Annotated in this window: 13 protein-coding genes; 2 read left to right on the top strand and 11 right to left on the bottom strand. The window is 60.7% G+C overall.

From position 1 onward, the window contains the following. The 5 genes from AC2FD8_RS05260 to AC2FD8_RS05240 are packed head-to-tail and all read right to left on the bottom strand — an operon-like array spanning position 1 to position 5,525. A complete protein-coding gene (locus tag AC2FD8_RS05260; protein WP_152457439.1) occupies positions 1–270 on the bottom strand; it encodes a K+/H+ antiporter subunit F in 270 nt (89 codons plus the stop codon). After that, entirely contained in the window at positions 267–764 is a 498-nt protein-coding gene (locus tag AC2FD8_RS05255) for a Na+/H+ antiporter subunit E (protein ID WP_496854415.1), read from the bottom strand. Before AC2FD8_RS05255 ends, AC2FD8_RS05260 begins: the two co-directional genes overlap by 4 nt. After that, positions 764–2,299, bottom strand: coding sequence for a monovalent cation/H+ antiporter subunit D (locus AC2FD8_RS05250; RefSeq protein ID WP_496854372.1), 1,536 nt, complete (start codon positions 2,297–2,299; stop codon positions 764–766). The genes AC2FD8_RS05255 and AC2FD8_RS05250 overlap by 1 nt, the downstream gene beginning before the upstream one ends. Beyond that, complete coding sequence (locus AC2FD8_RS05245) at positions 2,296–2,655, bottom strand: Na+/H+ antiporter subunit C (protein WP_496854371.1); 360 nt, start codon at positions 2,653–2,655, stop codon at positions 2,296–2,298. Before AC2FD8_RS05245 ends, AC2FD8_RS05250 begins: the two co-directional genes overlap by 4 nt. Further along, a complete protein-coding gene (locus AC2FD8_RS05240) occupies positions 2,655–5,525 on the bottom strand; it encodes a monovalent cation/H+ antiporter subunit A (RefSeq protein WP_496854370.1) in 2,871 nt (956 codons plus the stop codon). The genes AC2FD8_RS05245 and AC2FD8_RS05240 overlap by 1 nt, the downstream gene beginning before the upstream one ends. Before the next feature lie 197 nt (positions 5,526–5,722). Between AC2FD8_RS05240 and AC2FD8_RS05235 the strand changes: the two genes are divergently transcribed. Next, complete coding sequence (locus AC2FD8_RS05235; RefSeq protein WP_496854369.1) at positions 5,723–6,214, top strand: rhodanese-like domain-containing protein; 492 nt, start codon at positions 5,723–5,725, stop codon at positions 6,212–6,214. Continuing rightward, the gene (locus AC2FD8_RS05230; protein WP_496854368.1) at positions 6,214–7,038 is read left to right on the top strand and encodes a CE1 family esterase; all 825 of its coding nucleotides are present in this window, start codon (positions 6,214–6,216) and stop codon (positions 7,036–7,038) included. The genes AC2FD8_RS05235 and AC2FD8_RS05230 overlap by 1 nt, the downstream gene beginning before the upstream one ends. Here AC2FD8_RS05230 and mdoH read toward each other — a convergent pair whose 3' ends face one another. From mdoH to AC2FD8_RS05200, 6 genes are all read right to left on the bottom strand, one after another. Then, entirely contained in the window at positions 7,039–8,907 is a 1,869-nt protein-coding gene (gene mdoH / locus AC2FD8_RS05225; RefSeq protein ID WP_496854367.1) for a glucans biosynthesis glucosyltransferase MdoH, read from the bottom strand. Next, positions 8,904–10,403: an OpgD/OpgG family glucan biosynthesis protein gene (locus AC2FD8_RS05220; protein WP_496854366.1), complete on the bottom strand. Its 1,500-nt coding sequence runs from the start codon at positions 10,401–10,403 to the stop codon at positions 8,904–8,906. Before AC2FD8_RS05220 ends, mdoH begins: the two co-directional genes overlap by 4 nt. Further along, positions 10,400–11,620: an OpgC family protein gene (locus AC2FD8_RS05215; protein ID WP_496854365.1), complete on the bottom strand. Its 1,221-nt coding sequence runs from the start codon at positions 11,618–11,620 to the stop codon at positions 10,400–10,402. Before AC2FD8_RS05215 ends, AC2FD8_RS05220 begins: the two co-directional genes overlap by 4 nt. 28 nt (positions 11,621–11,648) lie before the next feature. Then, positions 11,649–13,019 (bottom strand): tetratricopeptide repeat protein, encoded by a 1,371-nt coding sequence (locus AC2FD8_RS05210; RefSeq protein ID WP_496854364.1) that lies wholly within the window; start codon positions 13,017–13,019, stop codon positions 11,649–11,651. Between the two features lie 179 nt (positions 13,020–13,198). Beyond that, complete coding sequence (locus AC2FD8_RS05205; RefSeq protein ID WP_496854363.1) at positions 13,199–14,383, bottom strand: CaiB/BaiF CoA transferase family protein; 1,185 nt, start codon at positions 14,381–14,383, stop codon at positions 13,199–13,201. Further along, positions 14,370–15,989: a thiamine pyrophosphate-binding protein gene (locus tag AC2FD8_RS05200; protein WP_496854362.1), complete on the bottom strand. Its 1,620-nt coding sequence runs from the start codon at positions 15,987–15,989 to the stop codon at positions 14,370–14,372. Before AC2FD8_RS05200 ends, AC2FD8_RS05205 begins: the two co-directional genes overlap by 14 nt. Positions 15,990–15,997 lie beyond the last annotated feature (8 nt).

Raw genomic sequence — 15,997 nt, 5'->3', positions numbered from 1 at the left:
TCACTCGATAATGTTGCCGCGCAGCATGAAGCGCGCATAGGCCACGGTTGAAACGAAACCCAGCATGGCGATGATCATGGCGGCCTCGAAGAATATCTCGGTGCCTTGATCCAGCCCGTACAGGATCATCAGCGCGATGGTGTTGATCACCATCGTGTCCAGCGCCAGAACGCGGGTGCCGACGCCATCGGCGGTGATGATCCGCCACAGGCACATCATGATGGCGGCCCCGAAGCAGGCGAAGGCGAAGTAGATCGCATAGTCAATCATTCGAAAATCTCCTTCAGGCGGCGTTCGTAGCGCTGTTTGATCTGATCGCGCACGGCCTCGGGGTCAGGTGCATCGAGGCAATGGACCAGCAGGTTGTGCCCCTGCGCTGACAGATCACAGCTGACCGTACCAGGCGTCATGGTGATTGTTCCGGCCAGAACGGTGATCGCCTCGGGCGTGCGCAGTTCAAGCGGGATACAGATCCAGTTGGGCTGTCGGGCGTCGTCACGTTTGAACAGGATGATCCGGGCGACGGTGATATTGGCCACCACAATGTCCCATAGGACCACCAGCATATACTCCGCTACCATGGGCCAGTTGCGCAGTTTGGGTCGGTCGGGCCAGTAGGGTTGGGTGATGAAGGGAATGATGATCCCCAACAGCAGACCAAAAACGAGCGAGTTCAAGGACCCGTTATTGGCAAGCAGAACCCAGACTACTGTCAGAAGAAAGCTCAGATGAGGGTGCGGGAAAATGCGGCGTAGCAGCTTGATCATTCTGCCTCTCCCAATACGGCCGAGATGTAGTCTTCGGGTGTGAACAGTTGCTCGGCGGTTTTGCTGGTGTAGTCCAGTGCGGGGCCTGCGAACAAGGTCAGCAGGATCAGGCCGCCGACCAGACCGAAGACAGCGGTGAATGCCAGACCGGCGTTCGGTTCCGGGGACGGCGTCGGGGGGGTGTCTTCCTCGTCAGCGACAGGGGCATGTTCCGCGTCGTGGCTTTTCCAGAAGACCAACGTGCCGGCCCGTGCCAGACCAACGATGGTGACAAAGGACCCGATCAGGATCACCGCCCAGACCGAGGTCGCGTCAGGGGCATCGCGGGCTGCGTCCAGTACCAGAAGCTTGCCGACAAAACCGGATAGCGGAGGCATCCCGGCCATTGCAATCGCCCCCACAAAGAACAGCGCTGAGATCAATCCGGTCTGCGCCATGGGCGCCGTGGGTTTAATCGCGCCGCCCCGGCGTTCCATCACCAGATCGGCGACAAGGAACAACAGCGCCGTCGCAAGCGTCGAGTGGAACACATAGTAAAGCGCGGCTGCACTCGCATCCGGTGTGAACAGCGAAATGGCGATCAGCAACGTCCCCATCGAGGCAATGGCACAAAAAGCCACCATCCGCGCGATATGTTGCGAGCCGAGGATGCCGATGGCCCCGACGGCAAGCGTTACCAGCGCGGCAGGTTGCAACCAATCGCCAACCAGCCCTTGCGTTGCTTCAACCTCGGGGCCGAAGGCCAGCGTGTACATCCGGATGATCGAATACGCCCCAACCTTGGTCATGATCGCAAACAGGGCCGCCACCGGGAGGGGGGCGTTGGCGTAGCTGGCCGGTAGCCAGAAATGCAAGGGCAGAACGGCGGCCTTGATACAGAACACCAATAACAGCAACACAGCGCCAACCCGCAATAGTGCGGTATCTTCGGGCGGTATCTCGGCCACGCGCAGGGCGATATCGGCCATGTTGAGCGTACCGGTCACACCATAGAGCGTCCCCAGCGCAAACAGAAACAGCGTCGATCCCAACAGGTTGTAGGCCACGTATTGCACGCCGGCCTTCAGCCTGACCGCTCCGCCGCCATGGGTCATCAGACCGTAGGAGGCGATCAGCAGGACCTCGAAGAACACGAACAGGTTGAAGGCGTCTCCGGTCAGGAAGGCCCCGCATACGCCCATAAGCTGGAAGTGGAACAGGGCGTGGAAATGCTTGCCCCGTTCGTCCCAGCCCGAGCCGATGGCGTAGAGCACAATAGGCAGGGCCAGCAGGGCGGTCAGCAGAACCATCATGGCTGAAAGCCGGTCCAGCACCATGACAATACCGAAGGGGGCAGGCCAGTTGCCCAGCTCATAAACCTGAATGTCGCCTCCTGCCGCCTGTGCGGTGATGGTCAGGGCAATACCCAGCAGGGCAACAACCCCCGCGACCGAGAAGATGCGCTGCAGGTCGAGGTGATAGCGCAGGACCATGATGATGAATGGGGCCAGGATCGCAGGAAGAACGATCGGCGCAACGATCCAATGGTTCATGCGTCTTCTCCCGGCGCGTCCACGCTGTCATGCGGGCTCATGTCGATATGGTCATCCTTCGAGGACAGATAGGCCGAGAGCGAGATCATCACGATCACCGCCGTCATTCCGAACGAGATCACGATGGCCGTCAGCACCAGCGCCTGCGGCAGCGGATCGGTATAGGGCACGTCTTCGTATTTGTTCAGAACGGCTGGCGCGTTCAGCGCCAGACGTCCGGTTGCAAACAGAAAGACGTTCACCGCATAGGTGATCAGAGACAGGCCAAGAATGACCGGGAATGTTCGGCGACGCAGGATCAGGAAAATCCCGGCGGCGGTCAGAATACCTACGGCAGAGGCAACGAGCGCTTCCATCAGGCCTGCTCCTTCTCTTGTTCTTCTTCCGGCGGAGCATCCCGCAGCGGGTTGATATCCATCGGGAACTCCTGCGCCATACCCGGCTGCCACGCAAAGCGGGACAGGCTATCCAGCGCCAGCATCACCGCGCCCAGAACAGCGAGGAATACTCCGGTGTCGAACAACATGGCGGTGGCCCATTCGAATTCTTCCAGCGGTGGCCAGTTGATGTAGCCGAAATCGCTGGTCAGGAAGGGGCGTTCATTGAACCAAGCACCTAGACCGGTGGCGGCGGCGATCAGCACGCCCCAGCCGATGGTGCCGTGATAGTAGAACCTCTGCCGTTCGATCGCCCAGGTGTAGCCACTGGCCATGTATTGCATCAGATAGGCGATGGCGACGATCAGGCCGGCGATAAAGCCGCCTCCGGGCTGGTTGTGGCCACGGAAGAAGATGTAGGCACCCACCATCAGGGCAATCGGCATCATCACGCGGGTCACCACAACCATCATCAGCGGATGCGAGTCGCCCGATTGCGGCCAGTGCGGCTTGCGGTTCAGTAGGTAGCCTCGGACATTGCTGCTCAGGACCGCTTCGGTCAGGGCAAAGATGATCAGCGCGGCAATGCCCAGAACGATGATCTCGCCAAAGGTATCAAAGCCCCGGAAATCCACAAGGATGACGTTCACCACGTTGGTGCCGCCACCACCCTTGTACGAGTTGGCGAGGTGGAATTCGGAAATCGTCGGAAAGGCGAAATCGCGCAGCATGATCGCATAGACCAGCGCCCCGGTTCCAAGCCCGGCCACGACCGAGATCGCGGCATCCCGCCAGCGCCGCGCGGCGGTGCTGTCCCATGGGGTCTCGGTGGGCAGGAAGTTCAGCGACAGCAGCAACAGGATCATCGTCACCACCTCGACCGAGATCTGGGTCAGTGCCAGATCCGGGGCCGAGAGGTAGTTGAACGCTATCGACACGATCAGCCCGACGACGCCGATCAGAACCAGCGACAACAGGCGGTTGCGGTGGAACCACATGATGCCCAGCGTTGCGCCCACCAGACAGATCCAGCCGACGATCGGAATGATCTGCGCAGGCAGTGGCACGCGGGTTTCAATGCCGATCGTCCCGGTGGAATAGGCGTAGTACCCAAGCCCGACTGTAAAGGCGACGAAGATGATCGCATAACGGCTGAGAACACCGTTATGCAGCTCATCCGTGATCCAGCGGCTTACACGGGTTAAGGCATGGATCACGGCCTCGAAAATCGCCTTGGCCTCGGGGCGGGGCAGGGCGTTCCAGAATTGCTCGGCCCGTTTGTGTTGCGACAGCAGGAACAGACCACCAACTGTAGCCACTGCAGACATATACAGCGCAGGCGTGAAACCGTGCCACAGTTTCAGCGAATAATAGGGCAGCTTCTCACCGCCGATCACGGCGCTGGACACCACAGCAACCAGCGGGCCGACGACGGCGGCCGAATAGAGCCCGATCACTACCACCAATACGATCAGGAAAGCAGGTGCCAGCCACAGCCCGACCGGAGGGTCATGCGGATGGGCCGGGTAATCCTCGCGCTGTGGTCCAAGGAAGACGTGGCTGACAAAGCGGAAGGAATAAGCCGCCGAAAACAGCGCCGCCAGCAGGGCCAGACCCGGCACAAGATAGTGCGAATTCAGCCATGTGGTGTGAACGGTTTCCTCCAGCATCATCTCTTTCGACAAAAAGCCGTTCAGCGGCGGCAGTCCGGCCATGGACAGGGCCGCGATAGTGCCGATGGTAAAGGTGATCGGCATCAGATGGCGCAAGCCGCCCAACCGTTTGACATCGCGCGTTCCGGTCTCGTGATCGACGATCCCGGCGGTCATGAACAGCGCGGCCTTGAACGTCGCGTGGTTGATGATGTGAAACACTGCGGCGACGGCTGCAAACTTGGTGCCAAAGCCCAGAAGCATGGTGATCAGGCCCAGATGCGAAACGGTCGAGAACGCCAGCAAAGCTTTCAGATCGTCCTTGAACAGCGCGATCACGGCGCCCAGCAACATGGTCACCAGACCGGTGGTTGCGACGATATAGAACCACGCATCGGTGCCGGCCAGAACCGGCCACATCCGCGCCATCAGGAACAACCCGGCCTTAACCATCGTGGCCGAGTGCAGATAGGCTGAAACCGGTGTGGGTGCCGCCATGGCGTGCGGCAGCCAGAAGTGGAACGGAAACTGCGCCGACTTGGTGAAACAGCCCAGCAGGATCAGGATCAGTGCGGGCAGATAGTGGGGCGAGGCCTGGATCAGCTCCTTGTTCTGCAAAATCACGCTGAGGTCAAAGGACCCGACGATATTCCCCAGAATCAGCATCCCAGCAATCATCGCCAAGCCACCGCCTCCGGTGACGGCCAGTGCCATGCGCGCGCCTTGTCGGCCTTCGGGCAGGTGTTTCCAATAACCGATCAACAGGAATGAGCTGAGCGAGGTCAACTCCCAGAAAATGAGCAAAAGCAGGATGTTATCGGACAGAACAATCCCAACCATCGCGCCCTGAAACAGCAGCAGATAGGTGTAGAACTGCCCCATCGGGTCCTCGCGCGACAGGTAGAAGCGAGCATAAAGGATGATCAGCAGGCCGATGCCTAAGATCAGCAGGGCAAACAGAAAACCAAGCCCGTCCAGCATGAAATTCGCGTTCAGCCCCAGCCCCGGTATCCAGTCGAACCGCGCCGTCACGACATCGCCGCGCATCACGCTGGGGATATGGATCAGCAATCCCATCAGGGCCAGAAAAGTGGTCAACCCTGCGGCCGAAGCGGCTGCATTTCGTCCCGCCCGTATCAGGAGGGCTGGGAAAACAGCTCCGAGGAAGGGAAGGGCCGCGATGAGGAATAGGGACAAGTACGATACTCCGGTCTGGGCGGTCAAAATGACAGATTTTATAGGATAATTTATTGAATGCCCAAAAATTGCAAGGTTTTGAGGGCAGTTAAAAGGTGTCTATCGAACCTATCTTTCTGCGTGACAATGACGCGAACTTGATCCTGCTGCAGGAATTCCCCGGCGCACGGTTGCAAGCCTTGTGATAGAACCAAGCCATGAGTGCAGGAGAACGCCATATGGCAGAGGGGAAAAGCCGAACGCGACGGTGGGTTTTGATGGGCGGGGCAGGCGCAATTGCAGCAGGATTTGCCATTCGCGAATACCGTCTGATCCCGCAGGACTATGCAGGCGGCCAGTTGGAGGTGACCCAGGCGCATCAGAAAGCCGTCGCCGGGGACGTGTTGCTGGTGGATATCCGCACTCCTCGGGAATGGAAGGCCACAGGTGTCGGGCAGGGGGCGCAGCCATTAGATATGCGGCGCGAGGATTTTATTCCGGCTTTGGTAAAACTGACAGGTGGTGACATGTCGGCCCCGGTGGCGCTGATCTGCGCGCGCGGGGTCCGTTCGGCACGGTTGAGCAATCAACTGACCACAGCCGGGTTTATCAATATCATTGACGTGCCCGAGGGCATGTTGGGTTCGGCCGCCGGGCCGGGCTGGGTAAGGGCCGGTCTGCCGGTAGAAACCTTTGTTGAGGGGGCGTGATGAAACACAAATACTGGCTGTCTTTCTGTCTGGCCGCAGCGGCGCAACCGGCCCTGGCCGATTGTGGCCCGGATCAGGGCACCTGCGAGATCACCTCGGGCGCGTATCACATCGAGCTGCCAGAAGCAGAAAACCCGCCTCTGGTTGTGTTTCTGCATGGCTACGGGGGCAGCGGCAAAGGTACCATGAACAATCGCAATATGGTCGAGCCGCTGCTGGCGCGCGGTTATGCCGTGATGGCACCCGAGGGATTGGAACGGGCGGACCGGGGTGGCATTCAAAGCTGGAACTTCTATCCCGGCTTTGGTGAGCGTGACGAAACGGCCTTTCTCAGCGAAGCGGTGGATGACGCGGCTGAACGGTTTGGCATTGACGGAGAACGCGTTGTTCTAGGAGGGTTTTCCGCCGGCGGCTTCATGGTGAACTACCTCGCCTGCGACGCGCCCGAGACCTTCTCGGCCTATGTCCCGGTCTCAGGTGGCTTCTGGCGACCGCATCCCGAATCCTGCGCTGGGCCGATCCGCATGTTTCACACCCATGGCTGGACCGACAATGTCGTTCCGCTCGAAGGGCGTTTGCTGGGCGGTGGTCGTTTCCATCAAGGCGATATCTTTGCCGGGCTTGAGATCTGGCGCGAGGCAAATGGCTGTGTTGATACCAAGCCCAGCGGGTTCTCGACCACGGGCCAGTTCATGCGGCGCAACTGGATGGGATGTGCCGAGGGCAGCGCGCTGGAATTCGCGCTGTTCCCCGGCGGTCATACCGTGCCCAACGGGTGGGCGGATATGATGCTGGATTGGTACGAAGGGTTGCCCGGCGGTTGATTATTCCGCCGGGGTCATGCTGCCCTTGCCCTCGATCAGGCGCTTCAACTCATTGCGATGACGACGGGCCGAACGGGTGATGGCGGGTTCGGCAAAATCCTCGCGCATTCCGACCATACGGCGGGCGGTACCAGCCGACACACCGCTGAGCGCCGAAAGCGGGATTGCCAGCGCAAGGCTGATCGCAATCGGGGCCAGCCAGACCGAGACCAGCCCGGCCAGAATACCAACGCTAAGTGCTACGCCACTGATGGTTTCCAGCGCGTGGCACAGGATCAGCGTGCGCAAGGAATAGCTGCCACCGTCGCGGGCCTGCGGGGACCAGCCTTTCTGGATGCCCAAAGCGGTGCGGAACACGGCGATCATCTGCTGCACCATCAGGATCGGCGCGTAGAGAATCGACAGGATGACCTCGAAAAGGAACGAGGTGAAGAACCGCCGCCAGCCGCCGAAATCGGAATAGCGCACTCCGCTGAGGGGTAGGGCGGCCACGCCCAGAACCTTGGGGGCCAGCAGCATCGCGTACATGACCAGAATGATCAGCACATGGCGGGTCTCGGACATCTCCGGCCATTGTGGGAACAGCGGGTTGTCGGGGCTGAAATAATACAGGACCGAGGCGTCCTCACCCTGGCCGATCAGCGCCCACATCAGCAGCAGGGCAAACCACAGCGGCGACATCAGGTATCCGACCGCCCCGTGGAACATGTGAAACCGCGAAACGGACCGGAACCCGCGCGAGCCCAGCAGTTTCAGATGCTGCAGGTTCCCCTGACACCAGCGGCGGTCCCGCATGGCGTGATCGATGAGGGTGGGGGGTGTCTCCTCGTAAGAACCGCGAATGCGCGGTAGGAACCGCACAGCCCAACCCGCGCGGCGCAGCAGACCGGCCTCGACAAAGTCGTGGCTCATAATCAGCTTTTCCTGCCCGTTGAACGCGCGCAGCTTGGGCAGTCCGGCACAGGTAGCAAAGGCCTTGGTGCGGATGATGGCGTTGTGGCCCCAATAGTTGCCCTCTTGCCCACACCAGCGGGCCAGACCTTCGGCGAATGCGATACCGTAGACGCCATTGGCGAATTGCTGCATCCGGGCAAAGACCGACTGAGCGCCAATCAGCTGCGGGTAGCTTTGAATCAAGCCCGCGCTTGGATCACGCGCCAGAGAATCCGTCAGCCGGGCAATCGCGCGACCCGTCATCAGGCTATCGGCATCCAGCACCAGCATCGCATCCCACTCGGCGCCCCAGCGGCTGACCCAATCGGCGATATTGCCAACCTTGCGGTCGGTATTCTGTTCGCGACGGCGGTAGTAGAGTTTCAGGTCGGGGGCCAGCGTGGTGCGCAGCGCCTCAATACTGGCTTGCTCTTGCGCGGCGATATCCGGGTCGCGCGTGTCCGAAAGAATGAACATCGCGTATTCATGCTGCCCCCCTCGGGCGCGCAGCTCTTCCAGCATGGTGCGGGCGTTGCCCAGCACGAACCACGGGACCTCATTATAGGTGGGCATCAGCAGGGCAACCCGCAGCGGTTGCGCGCGGTCTTGTCTGACGGGTCGCTCCTGCCGGGACAGAGAGATCATGCCCAGCAACACGGTGCAGACCGTGAAGGAGATCCAGAAGAAGTTGAACGAGATCAGGGCCAGCAGGATGGCTTCGACAAGGTTGATGCCTTCTGAGCCGAACCAGTCGCTCATGACCCATAGCAAACCCAATGTGGCTGCCATTGCGGGCGAAAACGCCAGCGCGCGCCAGAACCCGGCCGACGGGCGGGTACCCGTAGGGACCTGTGCATCCCGGAATCCTGCACGGAAATCCTGCGCGGGCATCGCCAGCGGAGCCTCGGGCGGCATGATATGTAGGTCGCGGCTCATGCGGTCCAACGGTATAGCCAGACTTCGGAGGCGGGTTGCTTGCCGACCAGAAGCTGCGCGCGCAGCTCGACATGGTCGCGCTCACCCGGCTGGAACGAAAACGCCAGCCGGAGGCCGCCGGTATCGGGGTTGCGCTGCAACACACCGTCCGAGGTTTCCGCGTGGGGAGAATTGGCGAAAATGCTGACCGCCTCCAGATCGTCGAACAGCGGGCTGGGCTCAAAATCGATCACGGCCAGACGGCCTTCGCCAAAGGTGTTCTCACCCATGGCCGTGTTGATGACTCGTGGCATCGGTGTGCGCTGTGGTTCCTCGCCCCAGATCAGGCGATAGCTCAGATCGACCTGGCTGCCAGCGGCGTAGGGCTCGGCGGGACGCCAGTAAGCGACGATATTGTCATAGATCTCCTGATCGGCGGGGATCTCGACCAGCGTCACCGTGCCCTTGCCCCAATCAGAGCCGGGTTCAACCCACAGGCTGGGTCGTTTGTGATAGTTCGCCTCAAGATCCGCATAGTCCGAGAACTCGCGTTTGCGCTGCATCAGGCCAAAGCCCTGAGGGTTCATGTCCACGAAGGATGAGATTTGCAGGCGGGTCGGGTTTGCCAGCGGACGCCAGATCACCTCACCCGCGCCGTTGCGGATCAGCAGCCCGTCGCTGTCATGGACAGCGGGGCGGAAATCGTCGAACCGGCTGTGATTGGTCTGATCGAACAGGAACATCGAGGTGCCGGGCGCGATACCTACATGTGGCAGTTCTTCGCGGGGGAAGAGCGTGGCCTCGATATCCATGATGCAATCGGCACCAGCGGTGACGTCAAAGCGGTAGGCACCGGTCACGCTGGGGCTGTCCATCAGGGCGTGGACGACCATGTTGCGCTGACCGGGCTCAGGACGTTCCAGCCAGAAGCGGATGAATTCGGGGAATTCCTCGCCATCCGGGTCGCCGGTTTTCAGGGCCAGACCGCGCGCGGACAGGCCGTAGACCTCGTGCAGACCAATGGCGCGGAAATAGCTGGCCCCCTGCCAGACGCAGAACTCATCGGTTTTTCCCGGGCGGTGCATTTCCGTGCGCAGGCGCAAGCCCGAGAACCCAAGCGTTTCATCAATGGGAAGGGTCGGGACCTCTTCGGCCTTATCGAACATCTCAAGGTCGAAAGCGACCGGCTTGGCCATCCCGTTCTCGACGGTCGAAACCTTGACCGTGCGCGGGAAATACAGGCCGGGGGTGAAGAAATCGACGTTGAAGGGGGTCTCGGTCTCGTACCAAAGCGCGCGATCCAGCCGGAACCGGATCGAGCGGTATTGCGTATAGGTCAGGTCCTGCCATTCCTGCGGCACCATCTCGCGCTCGGCAAAGGGGCGGCTGGCCAGTTCACGGGCCAGTTCGATCACGTGATCGCGGTCGAACGGAACCTCTGACCCCGAGGCAAAGGTGGCCGGCGCCAGAAACAGCGCGGAGGTCGAGGCCAGAAATGCGCGACGAGTCAGATTCATTTCTTTGTTTTCCATGGCTGAGATTTGAACCAGGCGGCCAGATAGGCCACCCCGATGATCATGGCAAAGCCAATCATGTTGGCGACAAAGACACTGGCAACATCCCGTCCAGTCTGATCCAGCGCGACCCCGATCAGGCGGGCTGCAGCCATCGAAAAGACAAAGACCGCCAGCGATTGCTGCCCGACCTTGGTGATCAGTTTCAGAACCATCTGCCAGATGCGCGCGCCCAGAGAGTGCCCGGTGGCGATCAGACGGTGCCCGTGCTCACCTGCGGCGACCCAGCCCAGATAAGCCAGCGACAGGAAGTGGATGTAGCGGAACAGGCCGAATTCGGTTTTTCCACGCAGTTCTTTCGTCAAAGGCCAAAGCTCGCGGATTTGCTCGGCCAGACCGGGGGCTGCGGACTGAACCCACAGGAAAACCTTCCACGATCCGATCGGCGCGGACAGAACCAGAAACGCAATCGCAGCCCAGATCAGGGTTTTCGACACCGGAGGCGCCGGAATCCAGCCGCGCATGAAGGCGAATCCTGTGAAGAACAGCAGCTGCCAACCGAACGGGTTGAAGAACCATTGACGGCTCGACCAAGGCTCGGCCGGAAGGGCCAGCGCTCCGGTCTGTGCGACAAGCCAGATAGCGACCGATACAGCCGCCATCAGCCAGAAGTTGACGCGGTAGAGGGCCATGTAGAGCGGCATCATCGCCAGAACGACCAGATACATCGGCAGGATGTCGAAGTAGTTGGGCACATAGGTCAGGGTGAAAATCCCGACCATCTGCGGCAGCGGGTCGTTGAAGAAATGCTGCAGGTTCAGCGATGAAACATAGCTTTTTTCAAACAAACCGGAATTGTCCAGCGCGGCCATGCTCATGGCGACAAAGAAGAACAGGCAGATATGCGCCCAGTAGACCTGCCAGATGCGAAACGCCACGCGGGCCGTCCCCATCCACCAGCCTTTGCGCAAGAAGGCACCGCCGAATGCAATGGCCGAGGCCATGCCTGAACAGAACACGAAGATCTCGGTCGCGTCCGAGAACCCGAAACGGGCCGGGATCCATCTGGCCCAAGGATCGTTCGGGATATGGGCGATCAGGATGATGAACATTGCAATGCCGCGATAGAAATCCAGTCGCGGGTCGCGCACACGCGCAGCCGGTGCCGCGGCCGAGGCCGCAACAGGCGCAAAATCAGAAGCGGGCGAAACAGTCGCCATACGTTTTCTGTCCTTCTTGGTCTTTTTGTTATTCAGCCGGGACGCTTTGTGCGTCGCCGTTGTCGCGGGCCGCGCTGATCAGGGCGCGGCGCGCGAATGCGTAATTGTCCTCGCTTCCAGCGCGTTTGGCGCGGCGGTCATCCAGAATACGCTCGACCGCATCCAGACGCCCGGCGCGCAGGCCGGAATCAATTGTGATGCGCTCGAATACATCACGTTGCGCGTGACTACCACCGGCCATCTGCATGCCAGCGCGCGCGGTCGATAGGAAATCAAACGCTGCGCCGTAGAGACCGTCACCAAAGGCCTCAAGCCCTTTGGCGGCGGCAATGCCCGGGTCAGACATGCGGATCGGCGTGTCGCCCTGATTGCGCTGCGCGTCTTTCTGGATGCGCTGCAGCATCTTGGCCGTCGCGTCCGAGCGGTTGTCGCCGGTCAGCGCCAGCAGATAATGCAGGTCGGCGAAAATCAGGCAGCCATCTTCGGTCCGGGCGGCGCTGAGATCGGCCAGCTCCTCCCACCGGTCGCCGACATCAATGCCTTCAAGCTCCATCCGGGACAGCAGCGAGGTTGCGTTCGAGATATCGCGATAATCGTCAGTCTTGTCCTTGCGGATATGCCGGTCATAGAGGTCGACGACCTGATCGACCTGACCCAGATCCAGATGCATCAGCGCCTTGTGCCACCAAACGTGATAGCGGAAGTTGTTGCAATGGGCCCACGCGTCCTCACGCCCCGCCAGCCAATCCAGGCCGAGTTGAGCATTGCCCGTCATCTCGTGAACATGGGCGACCGCGTGCAGACCCCAGGCGTCGTCGGACACCATCCACAGTGCCTGACGACCGGCAATCTCGGCCTTTTCGTAGGATCCGGTCTCTTCCAGTGCGAAGGAATGGCAGCCCAGCAGGTATCCGCGGCCCGCATGATCCGGCTCATAAGCGGGCATGACGCGTTCGATCGAGCGCCGCATGCCATCCGCATCGCCCAGCACAAACCGGGTCGCATGGCTGAGCTTCATTGCCAGGGAATCCGTCGGATGGGCGCGTAGGACCTCTTCGAATTTCTGCACGGCTTGCGACGGCAGGTCCGCCAGATAGAGGGACAGCGCGTCAACGAACAATTGCTCGCGCTTCGAGACGGGTTGGCGTTTCATCGCTTCGGTTGCGGCGCTCAGCGCGTCGACGGCGACGGGTAGCATCTCGCGTCGGCCCAGTAGAACCATGAACAGGCCCTTGACCGCGTGGCCCAGAGCGAAGTCGGGCTCGAGCTCCAATACCTTGCCCAGATGCTGGGGGGTAATCGCCGCATGCGCCATGAACCCAAGCAGAACACCGTCCCATGCCTCGACGGCCGCCGGGTGGGTCAGAGTGTTCATCTGTCCAAAAACGTCTTGTTTCATACTTGGGTCCAATCTGGTTGCGGTATTTGACACTGTTCGATTTACCAGAGTCTGCGACGGCCTCGTAACAGTATCGACCCTGCTCTCGAATTGGTGAAATCGCGTGTGTGAAAAAAGTGAAAAAAACCGCCGATTCAAGAGCATGTTTCAGCAAGTTGCTGCCGAAACAGGCAAGTGTTTCATTCCTCGAACGGGTTTTCAGCGCCTAAAATGTCATCAGTATCGGCCCCGAAGACCGGCGGTGCATGCCGATATGTTACAGGCGTGCGCGACAGATTGAGCGGATTGCCGATCAGATTCACCTCTCCCGGTTGGGCCTGCATGGCGATCTTCATCTGCCGCGCGGCGACCTGATCGGTGTCAAACACCTGATCCAGCGTTTGCACCGGGCCGACGGGTACCTTGAGGGTCTCAAGCTCGGAAATCACGGTCGTCGTCGGGTGCTGTTTCATTGCCGGGCGCAGGATTGCGTTCAGCGCGTCGCGGTGCTCTAGTCGCGCCGGGTTGGTGGCAAAGCGGGCGTCATCGGCCAGATCGGAATGGCCGATGAACGCGCAAAATCTGCGGAACTGGCTGTCATTTCCAACCGCCAAAATCACGTGGCCATCGGCGGTTTCGTAAACGTCGTAGGGCACGATATTAGGGTGCCCATTGCCGCGCCGCTGAGGCACCTGTCCCGAAGTCAGGTAGTTTGTGCCCTCATTGATCAACCACGAGATCTGCGCATCCACCAAGGCAAGGTCGATCTGTTGCCCTTCACCGGTCAGGTCGCGATGGCGCAGCGCTGCCAGAATGCCGACGGTTGCGTACATGCCGCACATCACATCGGCGATGCCTACGCCCACCTTCATCGGCGCGCCTTCGGGGTCGCCGGTCAGAGACATGATCCCGCCATAGCCCTGCGCCATCAGGTCATAGCCGGGCTTGTCGGAGTTTGGTCCCGTCTGCCCGTAGCCGGAAATCGAGCAATAGACGAGGCCGGGAAGATCCTGCGACAAGCTGTTGTAATCCAGCCCGTATTTCGCCAGCCCGCCGGGCTTGAAATTCTCGATCAGGATATCAGCATGCGAGGCCAACCGTTTGATCTGGGCTTGCCCTTCCGGCGTTGCAATGTCGATGGCGACGGATTTCTTGTTTCGGTTGGCCGACATGAAATAAGCGCTCAGGTCGGAACGGTTGCCCGCTTCATCCTCAACATACGGCGGGCCCCATTGCCGCGTATCATCCCCACCGGTCGAGGGGTTTTCGATCTTGATGATACTTGCGCCCAGATCGCCCAGCAACTGGGTGCAGGTCGGTCCGGCCAGAATGCGCGACAGGTCCAGAACCTTTACGCCTTTCAGCGGCCCGTTAGATTCGGCCATCATATCCTCCACGCTCGATCTCGGCAGCGATGACGGTGAAGCGGTCAGCTTTGACCGCCTCATCCAGTGCTGCACGCAGTTCTGCGCGGTTGCGGACCGTGTGTCCATAGCCTCCGAACGCGCGACCCAGAGCGGCAAAGTCATGGCGGTCGAAATCGACCCCGTTATTGCCCATCTGCCGCTGGCGTTGTTTCAACTCGATCAGGGCGAGGGAGGCGTCGACAAAGACCAGAAAGATCGGGTTGCCGCCCATTTCAGCAGCGGTCGATAGCTCTCCGGCGACCATCAGGAACCCGGCATCGCCCGAAAAGCTGATCACCGGGCGGTTCGGTTCCGCCATTTTCAGCCCGATCGCCATTGGTACAGCGCAGCCCATGGTACAAAGGGCCGAGGACTGGATCAGCCCGCGTGGTTCTGAACACTCCCACATCTGGCTGAGGAGGATGCGGTGTGCGCCGCTATCTGCCGTTGCCAGAGTGTTCGCGGGCAGGGCGGCACGGGTTTCGGCGATCACACCTGCTGGGCCCCATTCGTCATCCTGTGGGAAGGCTTCCGCCAACGCGGCTTTGACCGTCGCGGGTTCTCCGGCGGGCCAGGTGGCACGGGCGGGGTTGCCTTTGGCGATGGCTTCAAGGGTTTCGCCGGTATCGGCGACAAGGTTCAGTCCGGCCTGATGCATGTAGTGATCATTGACCACGGCCGAGATGTCGATCACGCGCGTTTCCTCGGGATCCCAGATCTCACGCCAGCCGGGGCGCATTTCGATGGGGTCATAGCCCAGACAGAGAACCAGATCGGCCTGTTCCACCAGCGAGACAAGGTGTTTGTCGGCCAGCGGGGACAATCCGGCACCGCCCAGACACAAGGGGTGATCTTCGGGCACCACGCCCTTCGCCTTGTAAGTCGTAACGAAGGGGATGCTGAAATGCTCCAGAAACGCCTGAACCACGCTGCGCGAGTCGTCATAGAGGACATCCAGCCCGATGATCGCAATCGGACGCTCGGCCTCGGCCACCCAGCGACGGGCTTTGGACAGGCAATCGCCTTCGGGCGCCACGGCGGCAACCTTGGCCAGACGGCGGCGTTTCGTCGATGAGATGCGGGTATCCGCGACCGAGATCGGCACGTCGATATGCACCGGGCCGGGGCGGGGCTGGTTGGCAAGCGACACCGCTTTGTCGGCGATGATATCGGCGCCATCGGCGGTCAGGGTAAAGGTTCCCTTGGTGATCGAGCGATAAACTTGGCTGTGATCCATGACCTGATGCGTGTAGGTCAGCGCCTCATCCGCGTCGACGCAGCCGGTCAGCACGATCATCGGCACCCGGTCTTGCAGCGCGTTTGCAACCACGTTGATCCCGTTCATCGCGCCGGGGCCAAGGGTTGCAACCAGTATCGCGGGCGCGCCATCGCGGTGATGGACGGCTTCGGCCATGAACCCGGCTGCGTTCTCGTGTTTGGTCAGATGAAAGGTGATGCCGGCCCGTTCCAGCGCGTCCACCAGTGTCAGAACTTCGCCGCCCGGCATGCCGAACGCGTGGCGGCACCCTGCCTCATACAATCGTTGAGCCAGTAGATCCGCCGCACGGGGAGAGAGGTCCTGCATCAGTCATG

Source organism: Ruegeria sp. YTSC192 (genome assembly GCF_059609705.1).
The sequence above is the reverse complement of the archived record's forward strand: the minus strand, read 5'-3'. Positions and strand labels throughout refer to the sequence as shown.

Coding starts and splice junctions, on each gene's coding strand:
- AC2FD8_RS05260 (WP_152457439.1), bottom strand. CDS start 270: ATGATTGACTATGCGATCTACTTCGCCTTCGCCTGCTTCGGGGCCGCC.
- AC2FD8_RS05250 (WP_496854372.1), bottom strand. CDS start 2,299: ATGAACCATTGGATCGTTGCGCCGATCGTTCTTCCTGCGATCCTGGCC.
- AC2FD8_RS05245 (WP_496854371.1), bottom strand. CDS start 2,655: ATGGAAGCGCTCGTTGCCTCTGCCGTAGGTATTCTGACCGCCGCCGGG.
- AC2FD8_RS05235 (WP_496854369.1), top strand. CDS start 5,723: ATGAGTGCAGGAGAACGCCATATGGCAGAGGGGAAAAGCCGAACGCGA.
- AC2FD8_RS05230 (WP_496854368.1), top strand. CDS start 6,214: ATGAAACACAAATACTGGCTGTCTTTCTGTCTGGCCGCAGCGGCGCAA.
- mdoH (WP_496854367.1), bottom strand. CDS start 8,907: ATGAGCCGCGACCTACATATCATGCCGCCCGAGGCTCCGCTGGCGATG.
- AC2FD8_RS05220 (WP_496854366.1), bottom strand. CDS start 10,403: ATGAATCTGACTCGTCGCGCATTTCTGGCCTCGACCTCCGCGCTGTTT.
- AC2FD8_RS05215 (WP_496854365.1), bottom strand. CDS start 11,620: ATGGCGACTGTTTCGCCCGCTTCTGATTTTGCGCCTGTTGCGGCCTCG.
- AC2FD8_RS05210 (WP_496854364.1), bottom strand. CDS start 13,019: ATGAAACAAGACGTTTTTGGACAGATGAACACTCTGACCCACCCGGCG.
- AC2FD8_RS05205 (WP_496854363.1), bottom strand. CDS start 14,383: ATGGCCGAATCTAACGGGCCGCTGAAAGGCGTAAAGGTTCTGGACCTG.
- AC2FD8_RS05200 (WP_496854362.1), bottom strand. CDS start 15,989: ATGCAGGACCTCTCTCCCCGTGCGGCGGATCTACTGGCTCAACGATTG.